This window comes from Sphingomonas sp. BL2 (assembly GCF_056680015.1).
The window spans coordinates 984386-1006043 of sequence record NZ_CM155261.1 but is presented as its reverse complement, the minus strand read 5'-3'; the positions used below and the strand labels follow the sequence as shown (position 1 = coordinate 1006043).

The 21658-nt window shown below is 64.9% G+C and carries 22 protein-coding genes; 10 read left to right on the top strand and 12 right to left on the bottom strand.

Annotated features, from left to right (window positions below; genetic code table 11):
- Positions 1-18: 18 nt before the first annotated feature.
- The 5 genes from AC1ME3_RS04520 to AC1ME3_RS04500 form a co-directional block, all read right to left on the bottom strand.
- A complete protein-coding gene (locus AC1ME3_RS04520; RefSeq protein ID WP_480955032.1) occupies positions 19-792 on the bottom strand; it encodes an AcvB/VirJ family lysyl-phosphatidylglycerol hydrolase in 774 nt (257 codons plus the stop codon).
- A gap of 70 nt (positions 793-862) precedes the next feature.
- Positions 863-2455 carry a cisplatin damage response ATP-dependent DNA ligase gene (locus tag AC1ME3_RS04515; protein WP_480955759.1) on the bottom strand — a complete coding sequence of 531 codons (1593 nt, stop codon included), beginning with the start codon at positions 2453-2455 and terminating at the stop codon, positions 863-865.
- Positions 2456-2722: 267 nt separating this feature from the next.
- Entirely contained in the window at positions 2723-3220 is a 498-nt protein-coding gene (locus tag AC1ME3_RS04510) for a Dps family protein (RefSeq protein WP_056063578.1), read from the bottom strand.
- A 61-nt stretch (positions 3221-3281) separates the two neighbouring features.
- Positions 3282-3848, bottom strand: a complete 567-nt coding sequence (locus AC1ME3_RS04505) for a TMEM165/GDT1 family protein (RefSeq protein WP_480955031.1) — start codon at positions 3846-3848, stop codon at positions 3282-3284.
- Positions 3849-3851: 3 nt separating this feature from the next.
- Positions 3852-4184: a hypothetical protein gene (locus AC1ME3_RS04500; protein WP_480955030.1), complete on the bottom strand. Its 333-nt coding sequence runs from the start codon at positions 4182-4184 to the stop codon at positions 3852-3854.
- Between the two features lie 193 nt (positions 4185-4377).
- On the opposite strand from AC1ME3_RS04500, the gene rpmG reads away from it, so the two are divergent.
- Positions 4378-4545, top strand: coding sequence for a 50S ribosomal protein L33 (rpmG, locus tag AC1ME3_RS04495; protein ID WP_055881863.1), 168 nt, complete (start codon positions 4378-4380; stop codon positions 4543-4545).
- A 388-nt stretch (positions 4546-4933) separates the two neighbouring features.
- On the opposite strand, the gene AC1ME3_RS04490 is transcribed toward rpmG, so the two are convergent.
- On the bottom strand, positions 4934-5296 hold the full coding sequence (locus AC1ME3_RS04490; RefSeq protein WP_480955029.1) for a response regulator: 363 nt from the start codon (positions 5294-5296) through the stop codon (positions 4934-4936).
- A 36-nt stretch (positions 5297-5332) separates the two neighbouring features.
- Between AC1ME3_RS04490 and AC1ME3_RS04485 the strand changes: the two genes are divergently transcribed.
- The 4 genes from AC1ME3_RS04485 (at position 5333) to AC1ME3_RS04470 (ending at position 8232) form a co-directional block, all read left to right on the top strand.
- Positions 5333-5617, top strand: a complete 285-nt coding sequence (locus AC1ME3_RS04485; RefSeq protein WP_056054478.1) for a DUF3572 domain-containing protein — start codon at positions 5333-5335, stop codon at positions 5615-5617.
- Positions 5614-6240 carry an HAD family hydrolase gene (locus AC1ME3_RS04480; RefSeq protein WP_480955028.1) on the top strand — a complete coding sequence of 209 codons (627 nt, stop codon included), beginning with the start codon at positions 5614-5616 and terminating at the stop codon, positions 6238-6240. Before AC1ME3_RS04485 ends, AC1ME3_RS04480 begins: the two co-directional genes overlap by 4 nt.
- Positions 6241-6440: 200 nt before the next feature.
- A complete protein-coding gene (locus AC1ME3_RS04475) occupies positions 6441-6905 on the top strand; it encodes a RidA family protein (RefSeq protein ID WP_120300634.1) in 465 nt (154 codons plus the stop codon).
- Positions 6906-7083: 178 nt separating this feature from the next.
- Positions 7084-8232 (top strand): GNAT family N-acetyltransferase, encoded by a 1149-nt coding sequence (locus tag AC1ME3_RS04470; protein WP_480955027.1) that lies wholly within the window; start codon positions 7084-7086, stop codon positions 8230-8232.
- Here the strand turns inward: AC1ME3_RS04470 and AC1ME3_RS04465 are convergent.
- Together AC1ME3_RS04465 and AC1ME3_RS04460 are read right to left on the bottom strand one after the other, a co-directional pair.
- Positions 8192-9781: a hypothetical protein gene (locus tag AC1ME3_RS04465; RefSeq protein WP_480955026.1), complete on the bottom strand. Its 1590-nt coding sequence runs from the start codon at positions 9779-9781 to the stop codon at positions 8192-8194. The genes AC1ME3_RS04470 and AC1ME3_RS04465 overlap by 41 nt on opposite strands.
- A 123-nt stretch (positions 9782-9904) precedes the next feature.
- Entirely contained in the window at positions 9905-11149 is a 1245-nt protein-coding gene (locus AC1ME3_RS04460) for an argininosuccinate synthase (protein ID WP_480955025.1), read from the bottom strand.
- A 160-nt stretch (positions 11150-11309) separates the two neighbouring features.
- Between AC1ME3_RS04460 and AC1ME3_RS04455 the strand changes: the two genes are divergently transcribed.
- Positions 11310-11699: an EF-hand domain-containing protein gene (locus AC1ME3_RS04455; protein WP_175518309.1), complete on the top strand. Its 390-nt coding sequence runs from the start codon at positions 11310-11312 to the stop codon at positions 11697-11699.
- A 165-nt stretch (positions 11700-11864) separates the two neighbouring features.
- Here the strand turns inward: AC1ME3_RS04455 and AC1ME3_RS04450 are convergent, their stop codons facing one another.
- From AC1ME3_RS04450 to AC1ME3_RS04440, 3 genes are read right to left on the bottom strand one after another with little or no spacing between them, the layout of a single operon-like run.
- Entirely contained in the window at positions 11865-13091 is a 1227-nt protein-coding gene (locus AC1ME3_RS04450) for a class I SAM-dependent methyltransferase (protein ID WP_480955024.1), read from the bottom strand.
- Positions 13092-13141: 50 nt separating this feature from the next.
- Positions 13142-13903 (bottom strand): molybdopterin-dependent oxidoreductase, encoded by a 762-nt coding sequence (locus AC1ME3_RS04445; protein WP_136188557.1) that lies wholly within the window; start codon positions 13901-13903, stop codon positions 13142-13144.
- On the bottom strand, positions 13900-14646 hold the full coding sequence (locus AC1ME3_RS04440; protein WP_480955023.1) for a cytochrome b/b6 domain-containing protein: 747 nt from the start codon (positions 14644-14646) through the stop codon (positions 13900-13902). Before AC1ME3_RS04440 ends, AC1ME3_RS04445 begins: the two co-directional genes overlap by 4 nt.
- 51 nt (positions 14647-14697) lie before the next feature.
- Between AC1ME3_RS04440 and AC1ME3_RS04435 the strand changes: the two genes are divergently transcribed.
- Together AC1ME3_RS04435 and AC1ME3_RS04430 are read left to right on the top strand one after the other, a co-directional pair.
- A complete protein-coding gene (locus AC1ME3_RS04435) occupies positions 14698-15315 on the top strand; it encodes a flavin reductase family protein (protein ID WP_480955022.1) in 618 nt (205 codons plus the stop codon).
- A 62-nt stretch (positions 15316-15377) separates the two neighbouring features.
- On the top strand, positions 15378-16553 hold the full coding sequence (locus tag AC1ME3_RS04430) for an MFS transporter (protein ID WP_480955021.1): 1176 nt from the start codon (positions 15378-15380) through the stop codon (positions 16551-16553).
- A gap of 317 nt (positions 16554-16870) precedes the next feature.
- Here AC1ME3_RS04430 and AC1ME3_RS04425 read toward each other — a convergent pair whose 3' ends face one another.
- Positions 16871-18202 carry an MFS transporter gene (locus AC1ME3_RS04425; protein ID WP_480955020.1) on the bottom strand — a complete coding sequence of 444 codons (1332 nt, stop codon included), beginning with the start codon at positions 18200-18202 and terminating at the stop codon, positions 16871-16873.
- 213 nt (positions 18203-18415) lie between these two features.
- On the opposite strand from AC1ME3_RS04425, the gene AC1ME3_RS04420 reads away from it, so the two are divergent.
- Together AC1ME3_RS04420 and cyoB are read left to right on the top strand one after the other, a co-directional pair.
- Positions 18416-19645, top strand: a complete 1230-nt coding sequence (locus AC1ME3_RS04420; RefSeq protein WP_480955019.1) for a COX aromatic rich motif-containing protein — start codon at positions 18416-18418, stop codon at positions 19643-19645.
- A 10-nt stretch (positions 19646-19655) separates the two neighbouring features.
- Positions 19656-21656: a cytochrome o ubiquinol oxidase subunit I gene (cyoB, locus tag AC1ME3_RS04415; protein ID WP_480955018.1), complete on the top strand. Its 2001-nt coding sequence runs from the start codon at positions 19656-19658 to the stop codon at positions 21654-21656.
- Positions 21657-21658: the final 2 nt, after the last annotated feature.

Here is a 21658-nt window from a genome sequence, read left to right as displayed (position 1 = left end):
TTCACCTATCGCCCAGCCCTAAAACCCATGCCCCGCACCCGGCGCGACCGATTTGATCGCGGCCAGCACATGCCGCAGCAGACCATCCGCATCGTGACGGATGTTATGCCCTCCCGGCATCCCGACCTTGCGCGCGTTCGCGGTCGTCAGCAGCGGACACAGGCTATCCGTTTCCTCCACCCCATAGATGCAGGTGAGCGGCGCCCAGGTCAGCCGGTTCGCCGTCGTCGCGCCCATGCTGTCGGGCGTGCCATGATCGTACAGCAGGCTCGACGGATCGGCGCGATAGAACACCGTGTTCCCCGGCAGGATCAGCACGATCGCGGCGACCCGCGTACGCAATTCGGTCGGCAGGTTGGCGAGCCCGGTCTGGACGATATCCGCGCCGTAGGACTGCCCCATCACCACGATCCGCTTCGCCCCCGTGCGTGCCAGGGCCGTCCGCACGCCGTCCGCGATGATCGCATCGAGCTCCGGTCGCGTCCGATGATGCGCGAACAATGCCGGCGTCGTGATCCCGACGACCGGGATACCGTGCTCGGTCAGCCCTCGCGAGGTCGACGCGCCGAGCAGGAACCGCAGCCCCATGTCGCCCGAGAAGTTCACCACCGCGATCGGCGGCGGTCCCGACGCGTGCACGCCGAGCGCCGGATACACATGCACCGGGTCGCGGTCGAAATAACCGGCGAGGTAGACGAACAGCACGACGATCGCGGACACGATGCCGGTCACCCAAGCGCCGCGCCGCCAGCGTCGTGCCGCTACCGTACGCGGATGTTTCGAACTTTTCACCGGACGATCCTTACGCGTATCAAGATCGGGTCAATACCCTGCACCGCCACCCGCTTCGATGACGCGCGGATTACGTAATCATCCGCTTGAGTGTCTCGATCCGGTCCGCCTCCGCCGCAGGCTTGTCCGTCCGGATCCGCGCGATCCGTGGAAAGCGCATCGCCACGCCCGACTTATGACGCTTCGAATCGTGCAGCGAATCGAACGCGATCTCCAGCACCAGCGTCTTCTCGACTTCGCGCACGGGCCCGAACCTGTTCTGCGTATGGTTGCGCACGAAGCTGTCGAGCATTTTGAGCTCTTCATCGGTAATCCCGGAATACGCCTTCCCGACCGGGAGCAGTTCGCCCTCCTCGGTCCAGCAGCCAAAGGTATAGTCCGAATAATAGGACGATCGCCGCCCCGAGCCCCGCTGCGCGTACATCATCACGCAGTCGGCGGTCAGCGGATCACGCTTCCATTTATACCAGAGCCCGGCACGGCGCCCGCCGACATACGGCGAATCGCGGCGCTTGAGCATCACGCCCTCGATCGCGGCGTCGCGCGAGGCCGCTCGAATCGCCTCCAGCGCCGTGAAGTCGTCCGCCTCGATCACCGCGCTCAGATCGAACCGCTCGGGATCCAGCTGCGGCACGAACGCCCCCAGCCGCGCGCGCCGCTCGGTCCAGGGCAGCGCGCGCAAATCCTCGTCGCCATCGAACAACAGGTCGTAGAGCCGAACGAACGCGGGATAGTCCGCCAGCATCTTCGCCGAGACGGTCTTGCGCCCAAGCCTTTGCTGCAACGCGTTGAAGCTCGCAGCACCGCCGCCATCCTCCAGCGTCCCGCCCTGATGTTCGCCCTTCACCAGCAGTTCGCCGTCGACCGTGCCCGGCGTCCGAAACGCGGCGGCGATCTCCGGGAAGCTGCCCGTGACGTCGTCGCCGGTGCGGCTGTAGAGCCGCGTCTCGCCCGCGACATGGACGATCTGCACCCGGATGCCGTCCCATTTCCACTCGGCAGCATAGTCGGCGAGATCGACGCGCAAGTCTTCGAGCCCGTGCGCCAGCATGAACGGCCGAAACACGGGCACGTCAGCCGGCGTAGGTTGTGCGCCCGTGCCCTCCGCCCAGGCGAACAGGCTCGCATACGGCGCATCGAGCCCGTGCCAGACCTCCTCGACCGCATCGACGTCGAGCCCGAACGCATCGGCCAGCGCCGTCTTCGCCAACCGCGCCGACACACCGATCCGCAGCGCGCCGGTCGCCATCTTGAGCAACGCAAACCGCTCCTCCGCATCCGACCGGTCGAGCATGTCCGCCAGCGCACCCGGTGCATCGGCCCGCGATAACGCCGCCAGCCGCTCGACGACATCGGTAATCGACAGCGGCGTCGGATCGACCGGAACCGTCGGTTCGGGCCAGAGTAGCGCGACCGTCTCCGCGGTATCGCCGACATAATCACGGCTCATCCTGAACAGCACCGGATCGACGCGCTCCTCGATCAGCCCGCGGATCACCGCCGACTTCACGCCTTTCAGATCGAGATCGCCGGTCAATGCCGCCATCGCCCAGCCCCGATCCGGGTCAGGCGTCGCGCGCAAATAATCCGCGATCAGCTTCAGCTTCGCGTTGCGCGACCGCGTGTAGGTGAGTGAATCGAGCAAGGCGGCGAAAGCATGCATCATCGGTAAACGCGCCTGCCACCAGAAGGGATGCACATGCGAAACGACCGCCGCCGGATGGTCCAACGACGGTCGTTTATAAGGTTTGACGGTTACCGGTCGGCCGACAGCAAGCGGGTCTGACAATCCTCCCCCGCCAGGGGGAGGTGGCAGGCGCCAGCCTGACGGAGGGGGAGGCGCCGATCACCGCTGTCCCGTGTCCGCCCCCTCCGTCGCCTAGCGGCGCCACCGCCCAATTGCGGGGGAGGATCGTGCGGTCTGCGTGACTCAACCCTTTCGGCTAGCCTCGAACAGGAACCACGCACGCTCTTCGGCATGATCGGTCCACTCATCGACGATCCCACTCGTCGCGTTGTCCTTGGCCGCATCCGCGGCGTCCTTGACGATGCGGAACTGCTCGACGAGCTTCAGATTGTCCTCGCGCAGTTCGGCGAGCATCTCGGTCGGGCCGACGAACGCCATGTCGTTGTCGGCGATCGTCTGATGCCGCGAGATATCGCCGATCGAGCGCAGCGTCGTGTTGCCGGTCTTGCGCACGCGCTCGGCGATCGCGTCGGTCACGCCGATGATCTGCGCGGACTGGTCGTCGAGCAGCAGGTGATAATCGCGGAAATGCGGCCCCGACATGTGCCAGTGGAAATTCTTGGTCTTGAGATACAGCGCATAGCAATCGGCGAGCGCGGCGTTCAGCGCATCGGCGACCGACTTGGTGCTGTTGCTCGGCAGGTCGGTCGGCGTGTCGAGGGCGGGGTTGATCTCGGCCATGTTTAGCTCCCGTTGAAAAGTCGTCGCGTGAACGATCCGAACGCACACTTGCTCCCGGCCGTCAGACCAAGCGTAACGCGCCGAGCGCCAGGACGATACCGAAGATCAGGAACACGGTGCCGATGGCGATGCGGAGCGGCTTGAGCGGCAGTCTAAGCCACGCTGCCTCGCCCATCAGTGCGGCGGGGACGATCACCACCAGCGAGCCGATCGTCGCGCCGATCGCCGCGAGGGCCGGGACGGGCGTCCGCGCGGCAAGCGTCAGGACGATGAACTGAACGCCGTCGCCGAAAGCCAGAATGAACAGGCCGAGCGCGGTGGTGGCGATCGCGCCGATCTTCCAGCGATCCAGCCGCTCGGGTGCCTTGGCCGGAAAGAACGATCCCCCCCCCTGCAACAGCAACGCGAGCGCGAGCATCAGTTGTTGCGCATTGGGGGCAAGCTTCGGCCCGATCACCGCGCCGAGCGCCGCCGCCAAGCCGCTCGCCGCGAGCAACGCCAGCGCCGCCATCGCGATGACCAGACCCGGTTTTCGGTACCGGTCCGCCAGGATCGCGGTGAGCCACGCGGTACGATCTCCGACCTGCGCGAGCGCTGCCGCGACCAGCGCCGCCATCAAGGCGTCCATGGGTTATCCCGCAAGGCGCACCGAACAGGCAGCGGCGAACGCGTGGCAAGCCTGGACGTCCTGCCGCTCGCACCCGACCGCATCGCGCAGGATCGACAGCCAGCCAAGTACCAGCGCACCATGCTCGCCGCGTGACAGCGCCGAATCGACGAAATGCGCGACGGTCACCGCCGGGTTGAGGCCGTTGATATGCGCTATCACGCGGATCGCATCGATCTCGGTGGCGATGTCGCAGGGGCGGGAATAGGGCGCACGGACATCGATCGCCGCGATTCGCGCCGCGAGATCGGCTTTCACCGCGATCATGTCGTCGATTCGAACCAGCGCCTGCCCCACGATCCCGCTCCTGTCTTTAATCTGACGGTACAATGCGCCCCGGACAGTGAATAGCGGGTTAAATGAACGGTCTCGCCGTGCAACGACGGGGTAAAGCTTGACTTCGTTCCCTACGTCCGCCATGCGCCGCCCCTGATGGAGCGGCGGCGTCAGTTCGCCGCTTTCGCATTTTCAAGCCATAGGAATTGGGCTCATGGCCAAGCCGACCACCGTAAAGATCAAGCTGCTCAGCACCGCTGACACCGGCTTCTTCTACGTCACCAAGAAGAATCCCCGTACCAAGACGGAGAAGCTCTCCTTCTCGAAGTACGATCCCGTCGTGCGCAAGCATGTCGAGTTCAAGGAAGCCAAGATCAAGTAATCTGGTGGGTGGCTCAGGCTGCCGACTGATTGTGAAGATCCGGAAAGCCGCGGGTAACTCCGCGGCTTTTGGCGTTTGTGCTCGAACGCCCGTCATCCCAGCGAAAGCTGGGATCTCTTGCCGCGAGGGTGCGGCCGTGACGGGGAGACCGCAGCTTTTACTGGGTGACGGTGTGGGGCGTGCGCCCCTGGCCCCCTTCCGTTCGTCCTGAGTAGCCATCGAGTAGTCGCCGCAGGCGGCGTATCGAGAGGGCGTATCGAAGGACAGCTTGGGGTGCGGAGCCTGTGCTTCGATACGAGCCCTCGATACGCTCCTTACTGAGCTACTCGGTCTCTACTCAGCACGCACGGCAAGGGGAGGGTAAACGGGACCCGGACGCTTTCCCACCTCAGACCAGCGCCCCGACCGCATCCATAAACCGCGCCAGACTGATCGGCTTGGACACATACGAGTCCGCGCCCGCAGCCCGGATCCGCTCCTCGTCCTCGCGCCCCGCATACGCGGTCACCGCCATCACCGGTATCTCCTTCAACTCCTCGTCCGCCTTCAGTTCGAGGATGATCTCGTAGCCGGTGACGTGCGGCATCTGGATGTCCATGATGATCAGGTCGGGCACGAATTCCCGAGCGCGCGCAACGGCTTCGCGGCCGTCGCGCACGGGTTCGACGGCGAACTGGTGCGCGCGCAGCAGGTCGCAGAATAATTTGAGGTTGAGTTCGTTGTCCTCGACAACGAGCACCTTCTTTGTCACCGCCGCACCTTATCCGGAAAGAAGGCACGATAGGCAATGCGCGACCGCGATTCAAACGAAGACGCCGAAGCGCTCGCCCTGCGCGCGTTGGTATGGACGCTGGTCGAGCCCGATCGCGCTATGCGATTGCTGTCGGTGACCGGCCTTGAGCCGCATGACCTCCGCGCTCGGGCGAGCGACCCGACGGTGCTGTCCGCGGCGCTCGGCTTTCTCGAAAACCACGAGCCGGACCTGATTGCCTGCGCCGAATCGCTGGGTGTGAAGCCAGAGGCGTTGGTCCGCGCCCATGCCAAACTGGACCAGGGGGAGTTTGAAGCATGAGGCCGCTGCTGATCAGCGATTGCGACGAAGTGCTGCTGCACATGGTCAAGCATTTCGGCGTCTGGCTCGACGAGCGCCACGACATCGACTTCGCGATCCAGCACGGCGATTTCTCGACCGCGATGACGCGGCGTGACGGTGGCCCGCCGCCGTCGCGCGAGGACATGTGGGTGATGCTGGGTGAGTTCTTTCCCGGCGAGATGCACCGCCAGACGCTGGTACCGCATGCGGTCGAGGCGCTGGAGCGGCTGGCCCAAGTGGCGGACATCGTCATCCTCACCAACCTCCAGGACGAATGCCGCCAGCCGCGGATCGAACAGCTCGCCAAGTTCGGCATCGAGCACCGCGTCGAGTGCAACCAAGGTGGCAAGGGTACGCCGGTGTCGCGGCTGGTCGAGGAATACGGCTCGCCGGTGACGGTGTTCGTGGACGATCTCGCGGTGCACCACGAGTCGGTCGCCAAGCACGCGCCGGGGGTGCACCGGTTGCACATGGTCTCGGAGCCGACGCTGGCGGTGAATGTGCCGAAAGCACCCGAAGCTCATGCGCGGATCGACGACTGGCGCGAGGCGGCGGACTGGATCGCCGCACGGTTTGAGGCGGGCTTGCCGGCGGACGCCTAATCTCTCGATCCTCCCCCGCAAGGGGGAGGTGGCTGGCCCTTGCCAGACGGAGGGGGAGGTAAGGGAAACCCTTGTTTCGTGTGCCTCCCCCTCCGTCGCCTGCGGCGCCACCTCCCCCTGGCGGGGGAGGATCGCTCGAACGGCGGTTCGTACCCAGGGCCACTTGACCCATCCCCCACCGCTGTGGTGATACCTCCGCCATGACCGATCGTATCGACCGCAAGCTCGAAGAGCTGGGCCTCACCCTCCCGCAGGCTGCCGCACCCGTGGCGTCCTACGTCCCGACCGTGCTGGCGAACGGCATGCTCCACATTTCGGGCCAGTTGCCGTTCAAGGACGGCGCGCTGGTTACCGGTCGCGTCGGAGACGGCGTCTCGCTCGAAGACGCACAGGAAGCGGCGAAGCTCTGCGGGCTGATGCTCGTCGCACAGATGAAGGCGGCACTCGGCACGCTCGGCCGCGTCGAGCGGATCGTGAAGCTTGGCGTGTTCGTCAACTCGACCGGCGATTTCACCGATCAGGCGAAGGTCGCTAACGGCGCATCGGACTTGATGGTTGCGCTGTTCGGCGATGCCGGTAAGCATGCGCGCGCGGCAGTCGGCGTTCCCGTCCTCCCGCTCGGCGCCGCCGTCGAGATCGACGCGATCGTGCAGGTTTCCGCCTGACCTCCTGACATCCTTGTTCTCCCGCGAAAGCGGGAGCCCAGGGTCGCCAAGCGCAGCCCATGTGGTCCTGGGCTCCCGCCTTCGCGGGAGAGCAGCATATGGGATGGACGGCTGTTTTCCTTCGAGATAAGCTGACGCGCCCTTTGCTATCGGCACCCCGCTACCCCAAATGTCGCGGATGAACGCCGTCACAGCCCGCATCGCCCAAGGCGTCACCTCGATCACGGCCGAGGACTGGGAGGCGTGCTCCGGCACCGCCAACCCGTTCGTCGGCCACGCCTTCCTCTCCGCGCTCGAAGCCTCGAAAAGCGTCGGCGGCCGCTCCGGCTGGCAGGCGTTGCCAGTCGTGGTCGATGGCCCCGACGGCAAGCCCGCGGGAATCGCGCCCGCCTACGCCAAGAGCCACAGCCAGGGCGAATACGTCTTCGACCAGGGCTGGGCGGACGCATGGGAGCGGGCAGGGGGGCAATATTACCCCAAGCTCCAGATCGCCGCGCCGTTCAGCCCGGTTCCCGGCCCGCGCTTGCTGCTCCGCGACCGCGAGCAAGCCCCCGCGCTGATCGCCGCGCTGGAGGCGGTAACCGACCAGAGCGGGCTATCCTCCGCGCACGCCACCTTCATCGACCCCGACGAAGTCGCGCTCTTTGAGGCCGCCGGCTGGCTAATCCGCCAGGGCACGCAGTTCCATTGGAAGAACGAGGGGTACGCCAGCTTCGACGACTTCCTCGCCGTCCTCGCCAGCCGCAAGCGCAAGGCGATCCGCAAGGAGCGCGCCGCCGCCGTCGAAGGCCTGACGATCCGCCACCTCGTCGGTACCGAGATCACGCCCGAGCACTGGGACGCGTTCTGGGTCTTCTACCAGGACACCGGCAGCCGTAAATGGGGCCAGCCGTACCTCACGCGCGGCTTCTTCGACCAGATCGGCAAGACGATGGGCGACCGCGTGCTCCTCATCCTCGCAGAGCGTGATGGCGTACCGATCGCCGGCGCGCTCAACCTGATCGGCGACGACACGCTCTACGGCCGATACTGGGGCGCGACGGAGGAGGTGCCGTTCCTCCATTTCGAGCTCTGCTATTACCAAGCGATCGACGCCGCCATCGCGCGCGGCTTGAAGACGGTCGAGGCCGGCGCACAGGGCGAACACAAGCTCGCGCGTGGCTATGCCCCGGTCGCGACCTATTCCGCCCACTACATCCCCGACCCGAGCTTCCGCCGCGCGATCGCCGACTATCTCGCCCGCGAGCGCGAAGCCGTCGCCGAACAGCAGGAGTATCTCGGCGAGCTTACTCCGTTCCGACGGGGCGAGCAGCAGCAGCCCGGTTGACGCGGTACAACAGGCTGGTGCCGTCACGCCGGATCAGCGTCAGGTCGCGGACCAGTTTCGAATCGAACTTCGGCGGGTGGATCAGCCACACGTAATCGAATGCATCGCGCGGGAATTTCTGCAGAGCCACCCCGATCGGCCGCCAGAACTGGCCACGGCACTTGATGTCGCTGACGATCTCCGACGGATCGTGCGCAAACCCCTTCGCCGCCGGATACTGCGTCGTCATCAACTGCGCGCCGGCCATCGACCACTGGTCGTTGGTGAACGCCATCCGCCGCTCCAGCAGCAGCGCGGGGACATGCTCTAGCCGCGAATAGGCCCAGTCGTCGCGACAGCGCCGCCCGACGAACGACACGACCCGCGAGCGCTCGGGCACCGTATCGATCGCCGCGATCGCCTGGTCGTAGCTGCGATCGTACATCAGGTAGCTGACCGTCGTCCCCGCCAGCCGCACGCCGAAGAATGCGAAGCCCAGCACCGCGAGCACCGCCGCGCCGCGCAGCGACAGGCCGTGCCGCGGCCGCAGCGCGATCACCGCGATCCCGAGCATGAACGGCGCGAGCCGCATGTCCGCATAGGCCGACCCGAACACGATCCGCGGCAACAGGATATACACGATCGCGAGGAACAGCGCCGACAGGCTCAGGTTGCGCGAATATTCGATCGTCTGGTCGCGCACGCCGCGGAACAGGATCACGAACAGCACGGTGACCGACGCGATGTCGAACGTCATCCACCGATCGCGCAGGACCATCGTGATCCAGTTCATCTTCCAGCGCCAGTTGAACCAGTCCTGCGTCTTGCCGCCGACATGATCGCCCGATCGCCAGACCACCATCATCACCATCGGCAGCGCGAGCGGCAGGCAGTTCAGCCCCGCCTGGATGCACGCCTTGAACCAGCCATGCGCCCAGCTCTTGGGATCGCTGTCGCGGCGGATGTCGTGCTGGCGGATCAGCTCGGCGGAGAAGGCGAGCACGCCCAGCACGCCCCAGCCGAACGTATGGCAAAGCCACAACAGGCACGAGACCGGCACGAAGATGATGGTCCGCAGCTGCCGCCGGTCGAGCCGCCCCATCCGTAGCCACAGCGCGAACAGGTTGAGCGCGAGCGCCATGCCGAGCGCGAAATTCACGAATCCGAACTGGAACGGATAGCTGTAGGCGAGCGGCAACGCGAACAGCGCGGTCGCGGGGATTCGCCCGTGCACCTCGCGCGCGATCCACAGCAGCCCGGTCACGGTGAGCGCGGGGATCGCCATCACGATCAGCTTCACCGCCAGCTGTAACCCGAAGATCGGTGCGAGCGGCACGATCAGTAGGTCGATGCCGAGGTTGCCGATCATCTGCCAGCGGAAGTTATACCACTGATTCAACCAGGGATTGTCGGCGATCGCCAGCTGGACGCGGTACCGGCCCATATGCCCGGGCAGGTCGACCAGCGGCGGTATTTCCGGCCACAGCAACGGTATGATCGATGCGATCGCAACCGCGGCGACGAATGCGCGCGTCTGCCACCAATGCAGCTTTTCCCCCTGAGTAATCATATCGTCGAACCCTAGGGGCGGGTGGGCGCACTAGACAAGTGCGCGCACGACGAGTTGATGATCTTCCCCGCAAACTTCGGCATGACGACTGAGGTCCGACGGGGAACGGGTTACTGGCCGCCCCTACTGATCGCGCCGTCCGAGCAGCCGCAGCCGCAGTGCATTGAGCTTGATGAAACCCGCCGCATCGCGCTGGTCGTAGGCGCCTTGATCGTCCTCGAACGTCACGACCTTCTCCGAATACAGCGAGTTCGCCGACTTGCGGCCGACCACGTACACGCCGCCCTTGTAGAGCTTCAGGCGAACGGTGCCCGAGACCTTCTCCTGGCTGTGATCGATCGCTGCCTGAAGCATCTCGCGCTCGGGGCTGAACCAGAAGCCGTTGTAGATGAGCTCGGCATAGCGCGGCGCCAATTCATCCTTGAGGTGCGCCGCGCCGCGATCGAGCGTCAGCTGCTCGATGCCGCGATGCGCGAGGTGATAGATCGTGCCGCCCGGCGTCTCGTACATGCCGCGGCTCTTCATGCCAACGAAGCGGTTCTCGACGAGGTCGAGACGGCCGATGCCGTGGCGGCGACCGTATTCGTTGAGCGTCGACAGCAACGTCGCCGGGCTCATGCCCTCGCCGTTGATCGCGACGCCGTCGCCGCGCTCGAAATCGATCGTGATGTACTCCGGGGTATCGGGCGCATCCTCGGGGTTCACGGTGCGCGAGTAGACATAGTCGGGGACCTCGTCCCACGGGTTCTCGAGCACGAGGCCTTCGCTCGACGTGTGCAGCATGTTCGCATCTGTCGAGAACGGCGCCTGGCCGCGCTTGTCCTTGCTGACCGGGATCTGGTGCTGCTCGGCGAACTCGATCAGCTTGGTACGGCTGGTGAGATCCCATTCACGCCACGGCGCGATGACCTTGATGTCGGGCGAGAGCGCGTAATAGCCGAGCTCGAAGCGGACCTGGTCGTTGCCCTTGCCGGTCGCGCCGTGGCTGACCGCGTCGGCGCCGACCATCTTGGCGATCTCGATCTGGCGCTTGGCGATGAGGGGCCGGGCGATCGACGTGCCGAGCAGGTACAGCCCCTCGTACAGCGCGTTCGAGCGCATCATCGGGAACACGTAGTCGCGGACGAACTCCTCGCGCAGGTCGTCGACGAAGATGTGCTCGGGCTTGACGCCCATCATCTCGGCCTTGGCGCGCGCGGGCTCGAGTTCCTCGCCCTGGCCGAGATCGGCGGTGAAGGTCACGACTTCGCAGTTATACGTCTGCTGGAGCCATTTCAGGATCACGCTCGTGTCCAGGCCACCGGAATAGGCGAGCACGACCCGATTGATGCCGGCCTCGCCGGCGGGACGATTGATCTGATCGGTCACGGGCAGAATCCTTCGGGCAATATCCAATGCCCGCGCCCCTATGCGCTGGGGGCCCCTCATGCAACCTGTGCATGCAACCGCGCCATGCAACTCCGGTGTTAATGGCGCGTACAACCGATCCTCGCTATTCGCACCGCAAATCCTCTGGAGTTACCGCACCGTGCTACGCCAAAGCCTCACTCTTCTCGTTCTTGCCGGCCTTGCGACTCCGGCGCTCGCGCAGGAAACCCGCGCGTCCGCCTCGGCCAAGTTCAAGACCGAGTTCGCCGCGTCGGATACCAACAAGGACGGCGTTCTCACGCGCGCCGAGGTTCAGGCACGGATCGGCAACATGAAGGTCGGGCCGGGCCGCCCGGATCCGGTGCACGCCAAGCGCCTCGCCGACCTGTGGTTCACCAGCGCGGACAAGAACAAGGACGGCAAGGTCACGCAGGCCGAAGCGCAGGCGCTGCTCGCGGCGACGTTCGCGAAGTACGACGCGAACCACGACGGCAAGATCGGCGGCGACGAGCGCGCCGCGGCGAAGGCCGACGTGCAGGGCCCGCGCTAACTCCAGTCAGCTAACACCGTTTGTTCTCCCGCGGACGCGGGAGCCCAGCTAAGTACCGTATCCCTGCTTGGTCCTGGGCCCCCGCCTACGCGGGGGAACACAAAAGGTTGACGGGCGGAATCCTGCGCCAAGCCCGACTTGTACCGGGGATGGTATGAGCGCTGGTCAGCCTTCGCGCAACGCGCGCTCGCCCTCGAGCATATAGTCCCGCGTCAGCGGCAGGGTCATCCGGCTCTTCGAAAGCTGGATCTGGTAATTGACCATCCCCCCGGTCCGGAACGCCGCGGCGGCGCCCGCCAGATAGAACGTCCACATCCGGTAGAACCGCTCGTCGTACAGCGCGACGATCGCGTCCTTCGCGGCCACCGTCCGATCATACCAGAGGTCTATCGTCAGCGCGTAATGCACGCGCAGCACCTCGATATCGGTCGGGAACATCCGCAGCCCCTCATACCCCTTCACGATCTCCGACAGCGCCGGATTATACCCGCCCGGAAAGATGTACTTGGTCGTGAACGTGTCGGTAACGCCCGGACCGCCCATTCGACCAATCGTGTGGAGCAGCATCACGCCGTCCGCGGTCAGCAGGTCGCGACACTTGCGGAAGAACGCCTTGTAATGCGCGGGGCCGACATGCTCGAACATCCCGACCGAGACGATCCGGTCGAAACTCCCGGTCAGCGCGCGATAGTCGATCAGCTCGAACTTCACCTTGTCGGCGACACCGGCTTCCTCGGCCCGCCGCCGTGCGACCTTCAGCTGTTCCTCGCTGAGCGTCACACCGAGTACCTCGGCACCCGTCTTCGCGTGCAGGTACAGCGCCATCCCCCCCCAGCCGCAGCCGATGTCGAGCACGCGCATCCCCGGCTGGATCGCAAGCTTGGCCGCAATGTGCGCCTTCTTGTCGTTCTGCGCTTGCTCCAGGCTGTTGCCCGGATCGGTAAAGTACGCGCAGGAATATTGCCGGTCCGCATCCAGGAACAGGTCGTACAACCGGTCCGACAGGTCGTAGTGATGCGCGACGTTCTTCTTCGACCGGCGCGCCATGTTCACGCGGTCGACGCGGTGCACCACCTTGTCGAGCAGCTTGATCGGCAGCGACGGATTGAGCCCGCCGCCCCGCTCCCACGGGCTGTTGCCCTTGAGCAGGTTGACTAGGTCGCGAATGTCGCCGCGTTCGATCACCAGGCGGCCGTCCATGAACGCCTCCGCCGCGCCGAGCGCAGGGTGGCGGACGATCGCGCCGGCGACGCCGGGCTGGGTCAGCCGGATCGTGACCGGGTTGTACGCGGCATCGGGCTTGCCGAAATGCTTGGTCGTGCCGTCCGCGTGGATGAGCGTGAGTTCGCCGGTTTTAACCTGCCGAGCCAGGAAACGATCGAATAGGGCCATGTCGCGTTAGCTAATGACTGGTACGGAATTGCGCTACCCCTCGGGGCGGCTCAGATCCCCGCGTACCAGTCATAATCGACGTTATCTTCCCAATAGCCGCCCTTGCCCTTGCCGATCCCGGCGAGACTGGCGACCGCGTCGATCGCCATGACGTATTTGGCGTGCTTGTACCCAAGCTGTCGCTCGACGCGCAGACGGACGGGCGCGCCGTGCGCGACGTCGAGCACCTGATCGTTCAGCGCCCAGGCAAGAATCGTCTGCGGATGGAACGCGTCGACCAGATCGACCGACTCGTAATAATTCGCGCCGCCGAACAAGTCGGCGCAGGTGAACACGATGTAGCGCGCGGACTTCTGCAAACCCGCAGCGGTCAGCAGCGCGCCGAGCTTCGGCCCCTGCCATTTGCCGATCGCGCTCCAGCCTTCGACACAATCGTGCCGCGTGATCTGCGCACGCGACGGCATCTGGCGGAGTTGCGGGAGCGAGACCGACAGCGGCCGATCGACCAGCCCGCCGACCTTGAGCCGATAATCCGCGAAATTGTTGGCGACCATCGAAGTATACTCCGCGGTCCCCGGATTGCTCGTGCCATTGGAGCGGAAGATCGGCGACATCTGCGCGGGGCTGAACTCGGGTGCCAGCGCGTTGCGGTTGGTCAGCGCACGCTGCAACCCGCGGTTCATGTCCTCGCCCATGAACAGGATCTTCCGCGCCTCCGGGTTCGCGGCGATCTTGTCGCAGCCGGTCAGCAGCGCGCCTGCACCGATGGTCGCGCCCATGACGAGCGAGCGGCGGGTTATCAGCGAACTCATGCGACGTCCTCCGACGTGTGGGCGGGAACCTTCCAACGCCCGGTAATCATCGACCGCACTTCGTTCCAGGTCCCCGCGAGGATTACGAGCGCCAGATGCGCGATGATGAACAGCACCAACCCGGTGGCGGCGATGAAGTGGATCGACCGCGCCGACTGCCGCCCGCCGAACACTTCGAGCAGCCACGGCCACGCCGCATCCATCCCCGGCGACATCGTCAGCCCGGTCAGGATCATCACCGGGATCAGTACGAAAATCGTCGCGACGTACGACAGCTTCTGGAGGATATTGTACGCGCCCGGCTTCTTGGGGTCGTGAAAGCGGAACGCGAGATGCTCCTTCACGTCATGCGCCACTTCGCGCGGCGACAGCTCGGCGGCCCGCACGCGGAGATCACGCTGGAAATGCTTGTTGATCAGGCTGACGATCATGAACCCGAGCAGCGCGAAGGCGAGCACCAGCGCGAACAGCAGATGCCAGCGTCGCGACAGCGCCAGATTATAGCCCGCCGGGATCGTCAGCAGGTTGAGCAGCGACACCAGCCAGCTCGGCCATTGGTCGAGCGTCGTCCACGCGGTATCGAAATTCGCGCCATACCGTCCCCAATACAGCCGCGGATGCGCCTTTAGGATGCCGATGCCGCTGCCGATCATGATGAACATCGTCACCACCGTCACCCAGTGCCAGACGCGCGTCGCCATCCGGTGGCGCTTGATGACAATCGGGGCAGTGGGATCGTTCATGCTCGACCTTCGCTATAGGCAGTCTGACCGTGACCTAGCAGGAATACATGTATGACCGAATGGCATTCTTACGAGCCCACGAACGGCCATCGCCTGCCGCACGATCCGCTGAACGCGATCGTAGCGCCGCGGCCGATCGGCTGGGTCAGCACGGTGTCCGCGGACGGCGTAGCGAACCTCGCGCCGTACAGCTTCTTCAACCTGTTCAACTACACCCCGCCGATCATCGGCTTCTCGTCGATGGGCTGGAAGGACAGCGTCGCCAATATCGAGGCGACCGGCGAGTTCGTCTGGAACCTCGTGACGCGTGATCTCGGCGAGGCGATGAACGCCACCTCGGCGAGCGTGGCGGCGGACGTCGACGAGTTCGCGCTTGCCAAGCTCGATATGGCGCCCTCGACGAAGGTCAAGCCGGCGCGGGTCGCCGCTTCGCGCGCGCAGTTCGAGTGCAAGCTGACGCAGCTGATCCGGCTCGAGACCAAAGAGGGCAATGAACTCGACCAGTGGCTGGTGCTCGGCGAGGCGGTCGCGATCCACATCGACTCGGCGATGCTGGAGGACGGTGTCTACCAGACCGCCCGCGCGAACCCGATCCTGCGCGGCGGCGGCCCCGCGGATTACTTTGCGATCACGGAGGATTCCTTGTTCAAGATGCGACGCCCGGGCTGATAGAGGCGTATGCTGCGGCGCAGCATTCTGCGGCGGCTCTGGCCTTACGAAAGCGATACCCCATGAAACCTGTCGATACGCGCATGGCGTTGCTCGCGCTCGCCGTCGGCGGGTTTGCGATCGGCACCACCGAGTTCGCGGCGATGAGCCTGTTGCCGCAGTTCGCGCGTGGGCTTGGGATCGACGAGCCGACCGCGGGGCATGTCATCAGCGCCTATGCGCTGGGCGTGGTCGTGGGTGCGCCGACGATCGCAGTGCTGGCGGCGAAGATCGAGCGGCGAGTGTTGGTGATCGGGTTGATGACGTTCCTCGGGATCGCCAACGGCCTGTCCGCGCTCGCGCCGACCTATCACCTGATGCTGCTCGCCCGGTTCCTGAGTGGCCTGCCGCATGGCGCGTATTTCGGGGTCGGATCGCTGGTCGCGGCGTCGATGGTGCCGCGCGAGAAGCGGTCACGGGCGGTGTCGCGGATGATGCTGGGGCTGACGATCGCGACGATCGCGGGGGTACCGCTGGCGAACGGCATCGGACAGTGGTTCGGCTGGCGCTGGGGCTTTGGGATCGTCGCGATCATCGCGGCGGCGACGGTCGCGATGCTGTTTCGGTTCGCGCCGGTCCTTCGCCCTGCCAAGGATGCGAGCCCGCTGGGCGAACTCGCGGCATTGCGTAATGGACAGGTGTGGCTGACGCTTGCCATCGGCGCGGTCGGGTTTGGCGGGATCTTTTGCGTCTACACCTATCTCGCCTCGACGCTGACCGAAGTGACGGGCGTATCGTCCGCATTCACGCCGGTGGCGTTTGCACTGTTCGGTGTCGGCATGACGATCGGGACTTTGGTCTGCGCGAAGGCCGCGGACGTGGCGCTGATGCCCGCCGCGGGGATCACCTTGCTGTTCGGGGCAGGGGCGCTTGCGCTTTACGCGCCGGCGACGCCGCATCTTTGGGCGATGTTGCCGGTGGTGGTGCTGATCGGGTGCGGGGGCGGTCTGTCGACGATCCTGCAGACGCGGCTGATGGATGTCGCGGAGGAGGCGCAGACGTTGGCCGCGGCGCTCAACCATTCCGCGTTCAATACGGCCAATGCGCTTGGGCCCTGGCTTGGCGGGCTGGCGATTGCGGGTGGGTATGGGTTGCCGTCGACCGGCTGGGTCGGGACCGCGCTGGCGCTTGGCGGGTTTGCGATCTGGACAGTGTCCTGGGGGCTGGATCGCCGGCGGGTTTCAGTGATGACCCGCTAGCTATTGTTCTCCCGCGAAGGCGGGAGTCCAGGGTTACAGGCGGTGGCGCTGGTGGCTCCTGGACCCCCGCCTTCGCGGGGGAACTGCTCTATTGAGGACGTACCGATCCTACCAAGCTGCCACCACCCCGGCGAAGGCCGGGGCCCAGTTGGGGGACGGTGCTAACTAAGGGCAGCGCATCGTTACAACGACCTTGCCAACTGGGCCCCGGCCTTCGCCGGGGTGATGCAGATGGGTGTGGGTCGCGTTCGTACCGGAACGGGCGGTGTTAATCGTTCGTGAGGGGCCCGCTCGATAAGTCCGTCAGCCCCGACCAATCACCGCGCGATGTCGCGCTTGGCGAGCTGCTTGTTCAGACCCAGTGCGATCAGCGTGAACACCGCGCCCGAGAACAGGTACGCGCCGCTCGCCGCCAGACCCAGCTTGCTCGTCAGCAGCAGCGCCGCCAGCGGGGCAAACCCCGCACCGAACAGCCACGCCAGATCGGTCGTCAGCGCAGAGCCGGTATAACGATGCTGCGGCGAAAGGCTCGAGGCGATCGCGCCTGAGGACTGGCCGAACGACAGGCCGAACAGCAGGAAGCCGACGCCCATGAACAGGCGCTCGCCGATGTCGCCGCCATCGAGCAGCGAGGGTGCGGCGATCGCGAACAGCGCGATCAGCACTGCGATCGTGCCGAGCATCGTGCGACGCCCGAACCGGTCCGCGAGCAGCCCCGACACCAGCATCGCGCCGATCCCGATGATCGCGCCGATCACCTCGACCACGAGGAAGCGACCAGCCGATTCACGCGTGAACAGCACGACCCACGACAGCGGGAACACCGTGACCATGTGGAACAGCGCGAAGCTGGCGAGCGGCACGAACGAGCCGAGCCAGATCGCCTTCCACTGCGACTGCACGGTCTCGACGACCGGTGCCGGCTCCAGCTCGCGCTTGGCGTACATCTCTTCGAACTCTGGCGTCACGACCAGGCGAAGACGCGCGAACAATGCGACGACGTTGATCGCGAACGCCACAAAGAACGGATAGCGCCAGCCCCACGAGAAGAAATCCTCGGTCGGCAACGCAGCGACGAAGAACGCGAACAGGCCGCTCGCGACCAGCAGGCCGATCGGCGCACCCAGCTGCGGCAGCATCGCGTACCAGCCGCGATGCTTCTCGGGCGAGTTCAGGGACAGCAGCGAGGCGAGACCATCCCAGGCGCCACCAAGCGCAATGCCCTGGCCGATACGGAGCAGCGCGAGGATCGCGACCGACCAGTTGCCGACCGAATCATAGCTCGGGATGAAGCCCATCGCGACCGTCGATGTGCCGAGCAGGAAGATCGAAATCGTCAGCTTGACGCTGCGGCCATAGGCGCGGTCGACCGCGATGAAGATGATCGAACCGATCGGGCGGGCGATGAACGCCAGCGCGAACACCGCGAACGAATAGAGCGTCCCCTGCAACCGGTCGACATACGGGAAGACCAGGGTCGGGAACACGAGCACCGAGGCGATCGCGTACACGAAGAAGTCGAAGAATTCCGAGGTGCGGCCGATCACCACGCCGATCGCGATCACGCCGGGCGTGACGTGCTCGCCGTCGCTGTGGATACTGCGAGCGTCGGCTTCGAAGCTCGTCTCGGGGACTGTATTTGCACTCATTCTTCAACTCGCTCTTCAGGGCGCGAACCCGATGATACGCTGTTCCGGCGGATGCGGGCAGATATATTCCGCGCCGATCTCCCGCGCCCAATGCGGGCAGGGGTGATCTATGCTACTCCGGGCGACGATAAAGCCATGCCGATGTTGCAGTGCAGCGCCCATTGGACAAATTGTCCACTGTAGCGCGGCGAAAGCGAGGCGTAGGGGATCCGCATGATCGTTGAGAAAACCGTTTCCCGCGCGAAAAAATGGCTGGCAGTGCTGCCGCTTGCGCTGCTCACCAGCGGCTGCGACTGGGTGGTGATGTCCCCCTCGGGCGATATCGCAGTGCAACAGCGCGATCTCGTGTTGATCTCGACCGGGTTGATGCTGCTGATCATCGTTCCGGTGATCTGCCTCACGCTGTTCTTCGCGTTCCGGTATCGCCAGTCGAACAAGGCGGCCAAGTACGAACCCAACTGGGATCACTCGGTCGGCCTCGAGCTGTTGATCTGGGGCATCCCGCTGCTGATCATCATCGCGCTCGGCGCGCTGACCTGGACCAGCACGCATCTGCTCGATCCGTATCGCCCGCTCGGCCGGATCAAGCCTGATTCTCCGACGCTCGCGAACAACGTGCCGGTCGGCAACCTAGTCGACAAGCAGCAGGCGGGCAACGGTCCGAACGGCGCCGGTAAGCCGCTCGAGGTTCAGGTGGTCGCGCTCGATTGGAAGTGGCTCTTCATCTATCCGGAATACGGCATCGCCACGGTCAACGAACTGGCCGCGCCGGTCGATCGTCCTATCCGCTTCTCAATGACCTCGTCGTCGGTGATGAACGCGTTCTACATCCCCGCGCTCGCCGGCATGATCTACACGATGCCCGGCATGCAGACGACGCTGAACGCGGTGATCAACAAGCCCGGCAACTACGAGGGCTTCTCGTCCAACTATAGCGGCGCGGGCTTCTCGGGGATGCGCTTCCGCTTCCACGGCGTCAGCGACGCGGGCTTCGATGCCTGGATCAACCAGATCAAGCAGCGTGGGGGCGGTCTGAACCGCGCGAGCTATCTCCAGCTGGAGAAGCCGAGCGAGAAGGTCCCGGTCCGCTATTACAATGCGATCGAGCCGAACATGTTCAAGCTGGTCGTCGAACAGTGCGTCCAGCCCGGCAAGGTCTGCATGTCGCAGATGATGCACGGCGGCAAAGGCGGGGGGGACTCGCACGCCGGCATGGCGATGCCGGGCGTAAACGGCGGCAAGGGCCCGCAGGATTCGTCCGAGCGCGTCAAAGGCGCCTTGATGAAGGACGCGAACGAAAAGGGAAGCGGCAACCACTGGACCGCGCCGGCCGACATAAAACAGGACGGCGCCAACAGCGCGCCCGGCTCGCAGTCCAACCGCAATCACACGATGCTGACCCCCTCCACCATGCCGGGCAAGCGCCCCGTCGCGAACGGCTAGAGAAACCATCATGAACGACACCCTGTTGAAGACTATCTTCGGCCGCCTGACCCTGGAGTCGCTGCCGCTGCATGAACCGATCGTCGTCGCCACCTTCGCGATGGTGGCGATCGGCGGGCTCGGGCTCGTCGCCGCGCTGACCTATTTCAAGGTCTGGGGCTATCTGTGGAACCAGTGGTTCACCAGCGTCGATCACAAGAAGATCGGCATCATGTACATCATCCTGGCGATCGTCATGCTGCTGCGCGGGTTCTCCGACGCGATCATGATGCGCGCGCAGCAAGCGATGGCGTTCAACGGGTCCGAAGGGTACCTGACCGCGCACCACTATGACCAGGTGTTCACCGCGCACGGCGTGATCATGATCTTCTTCGTGGCGATGCCGCTGGTCACGGGGCTGATGAACTACGTCGTCCCGCTCCAGATCGGTGCGCGCGACGTGTCGTTCCCGTTCCTTAACAATTTCAGCTTCTGGATGACCGCGGCGGGTGCCGTGATCGTCATGATGTCGCTGTTCATCGGTGAGTTCGCACGGACCGGCTGGCTCGCGATGCCGCCCCTTTCGGGACTGGCGTATTCGCCCGACGTCGGTGTCGATTACTATATCTGGGCCTTGCAGATCGCGGGCATCGGGACACTGCTGTCCGGCGTCAATCTGGTCGCGACCATCGTCAAGATGCGCGCACCCGGCATGACCATGATGAAGATGCCGATCTTCGTCTGGACGTCGCTCTGCACCAACATCCTGATCGTTGCCGCCTTCCCGGTGCTGACCGCGGTTCTCGCGATGCTGTCGCTCGATCGCTACATCGGCACCGCGTTCTTCACGAACGACTCGGGCGGCAACCCGATGATGTACGTCAACCTGATCTGGATCTGGGGTCACCCGGAGGTCTACATCCTGGTCCTGCCCGCGTTCGGCATCTTCTCAGAGGTCACCTCGACCTTCTCGGGCAAGCGCCTCTTCGGCTACAGCTCGATGGTCTATGCGACGCTCGTCATCACGATCCTCGCCTATCTCGTCTGGCTGCACCACTTCTTCACGATGGGCTCGGGCGCGAGCGTGAACTCGTTCTTCGGCATCACCACGATGATCATCTCGATCCCGACAGGGGCCAAGATCTTCAACTGGCTGTTCACGATGTACAAGGGGCGGATCCGGTTCGAACTGCCGATGATGTGGACGATCGCCTTCATGGTGACCTTCACGATCGGCGGCATGACCGGCGTGCTGCTCGCCGTGCCGCCTGCCGATTTCGTGCTGCATAACTCGCTGTTCCTGGTCGCGCATTTCCATAACGTGATCATCGGCGGCACGCTGTTCGGCATGTTCGCCGGCATCAACTACTGGTTCCCCAAGGCGTTCGGCTTCAAGCTGGACAAGAAGTGGGGCACGGTATCGTTCTGGTGCTGGGTTGTAGGCTTCTACTTCGCCTTCATGCCGCTCTACGTGCTCGGCCTGATGGGCGTGACTCGCCGGATGCGCTATTTCGACGATCCGAACCTGCAGATCTGGTTCGTCATCGCCGCCTTCGGTGCAGCCCTGATCGCGGCCGGCATCGGTGCCTTCCTGCTCCAGATCTTCGTCAGCATCCGCAACCGCGAGGCGCTGGCCGATCACAGCGGCGATCCCTGGGGTGGCCGTACGCTGGAGTGGGCGACCTCGTCGCCGCCGCCGGAGTACAACTTCGCGTTCACGCCGATCGTCCACGACCTGGACGCCTGGTACGACATGAAGGATCGCAAGCACGAGCGGCCCGTGACCGGCTTCAAGTCGATCCACATGCCGAGCGGCACCGGCACGGGCGTCGTGCTCGCCGGCCTCAGCGTGGCGTTCGGGTTCGCGATGATCTGGTACGTCTGGTGGCTCGCAGGGCTGGCACTCGCCGGCATCTTCGGCACCACTATCTTCCACACCTTCAACTACAAGCGCGACTTCCACATCCCGGTCGAGGACGTGATCGCCACCGAGAACGCGCGCACCCGCCAGCTCGCGACCCAGGGAGCCTGACG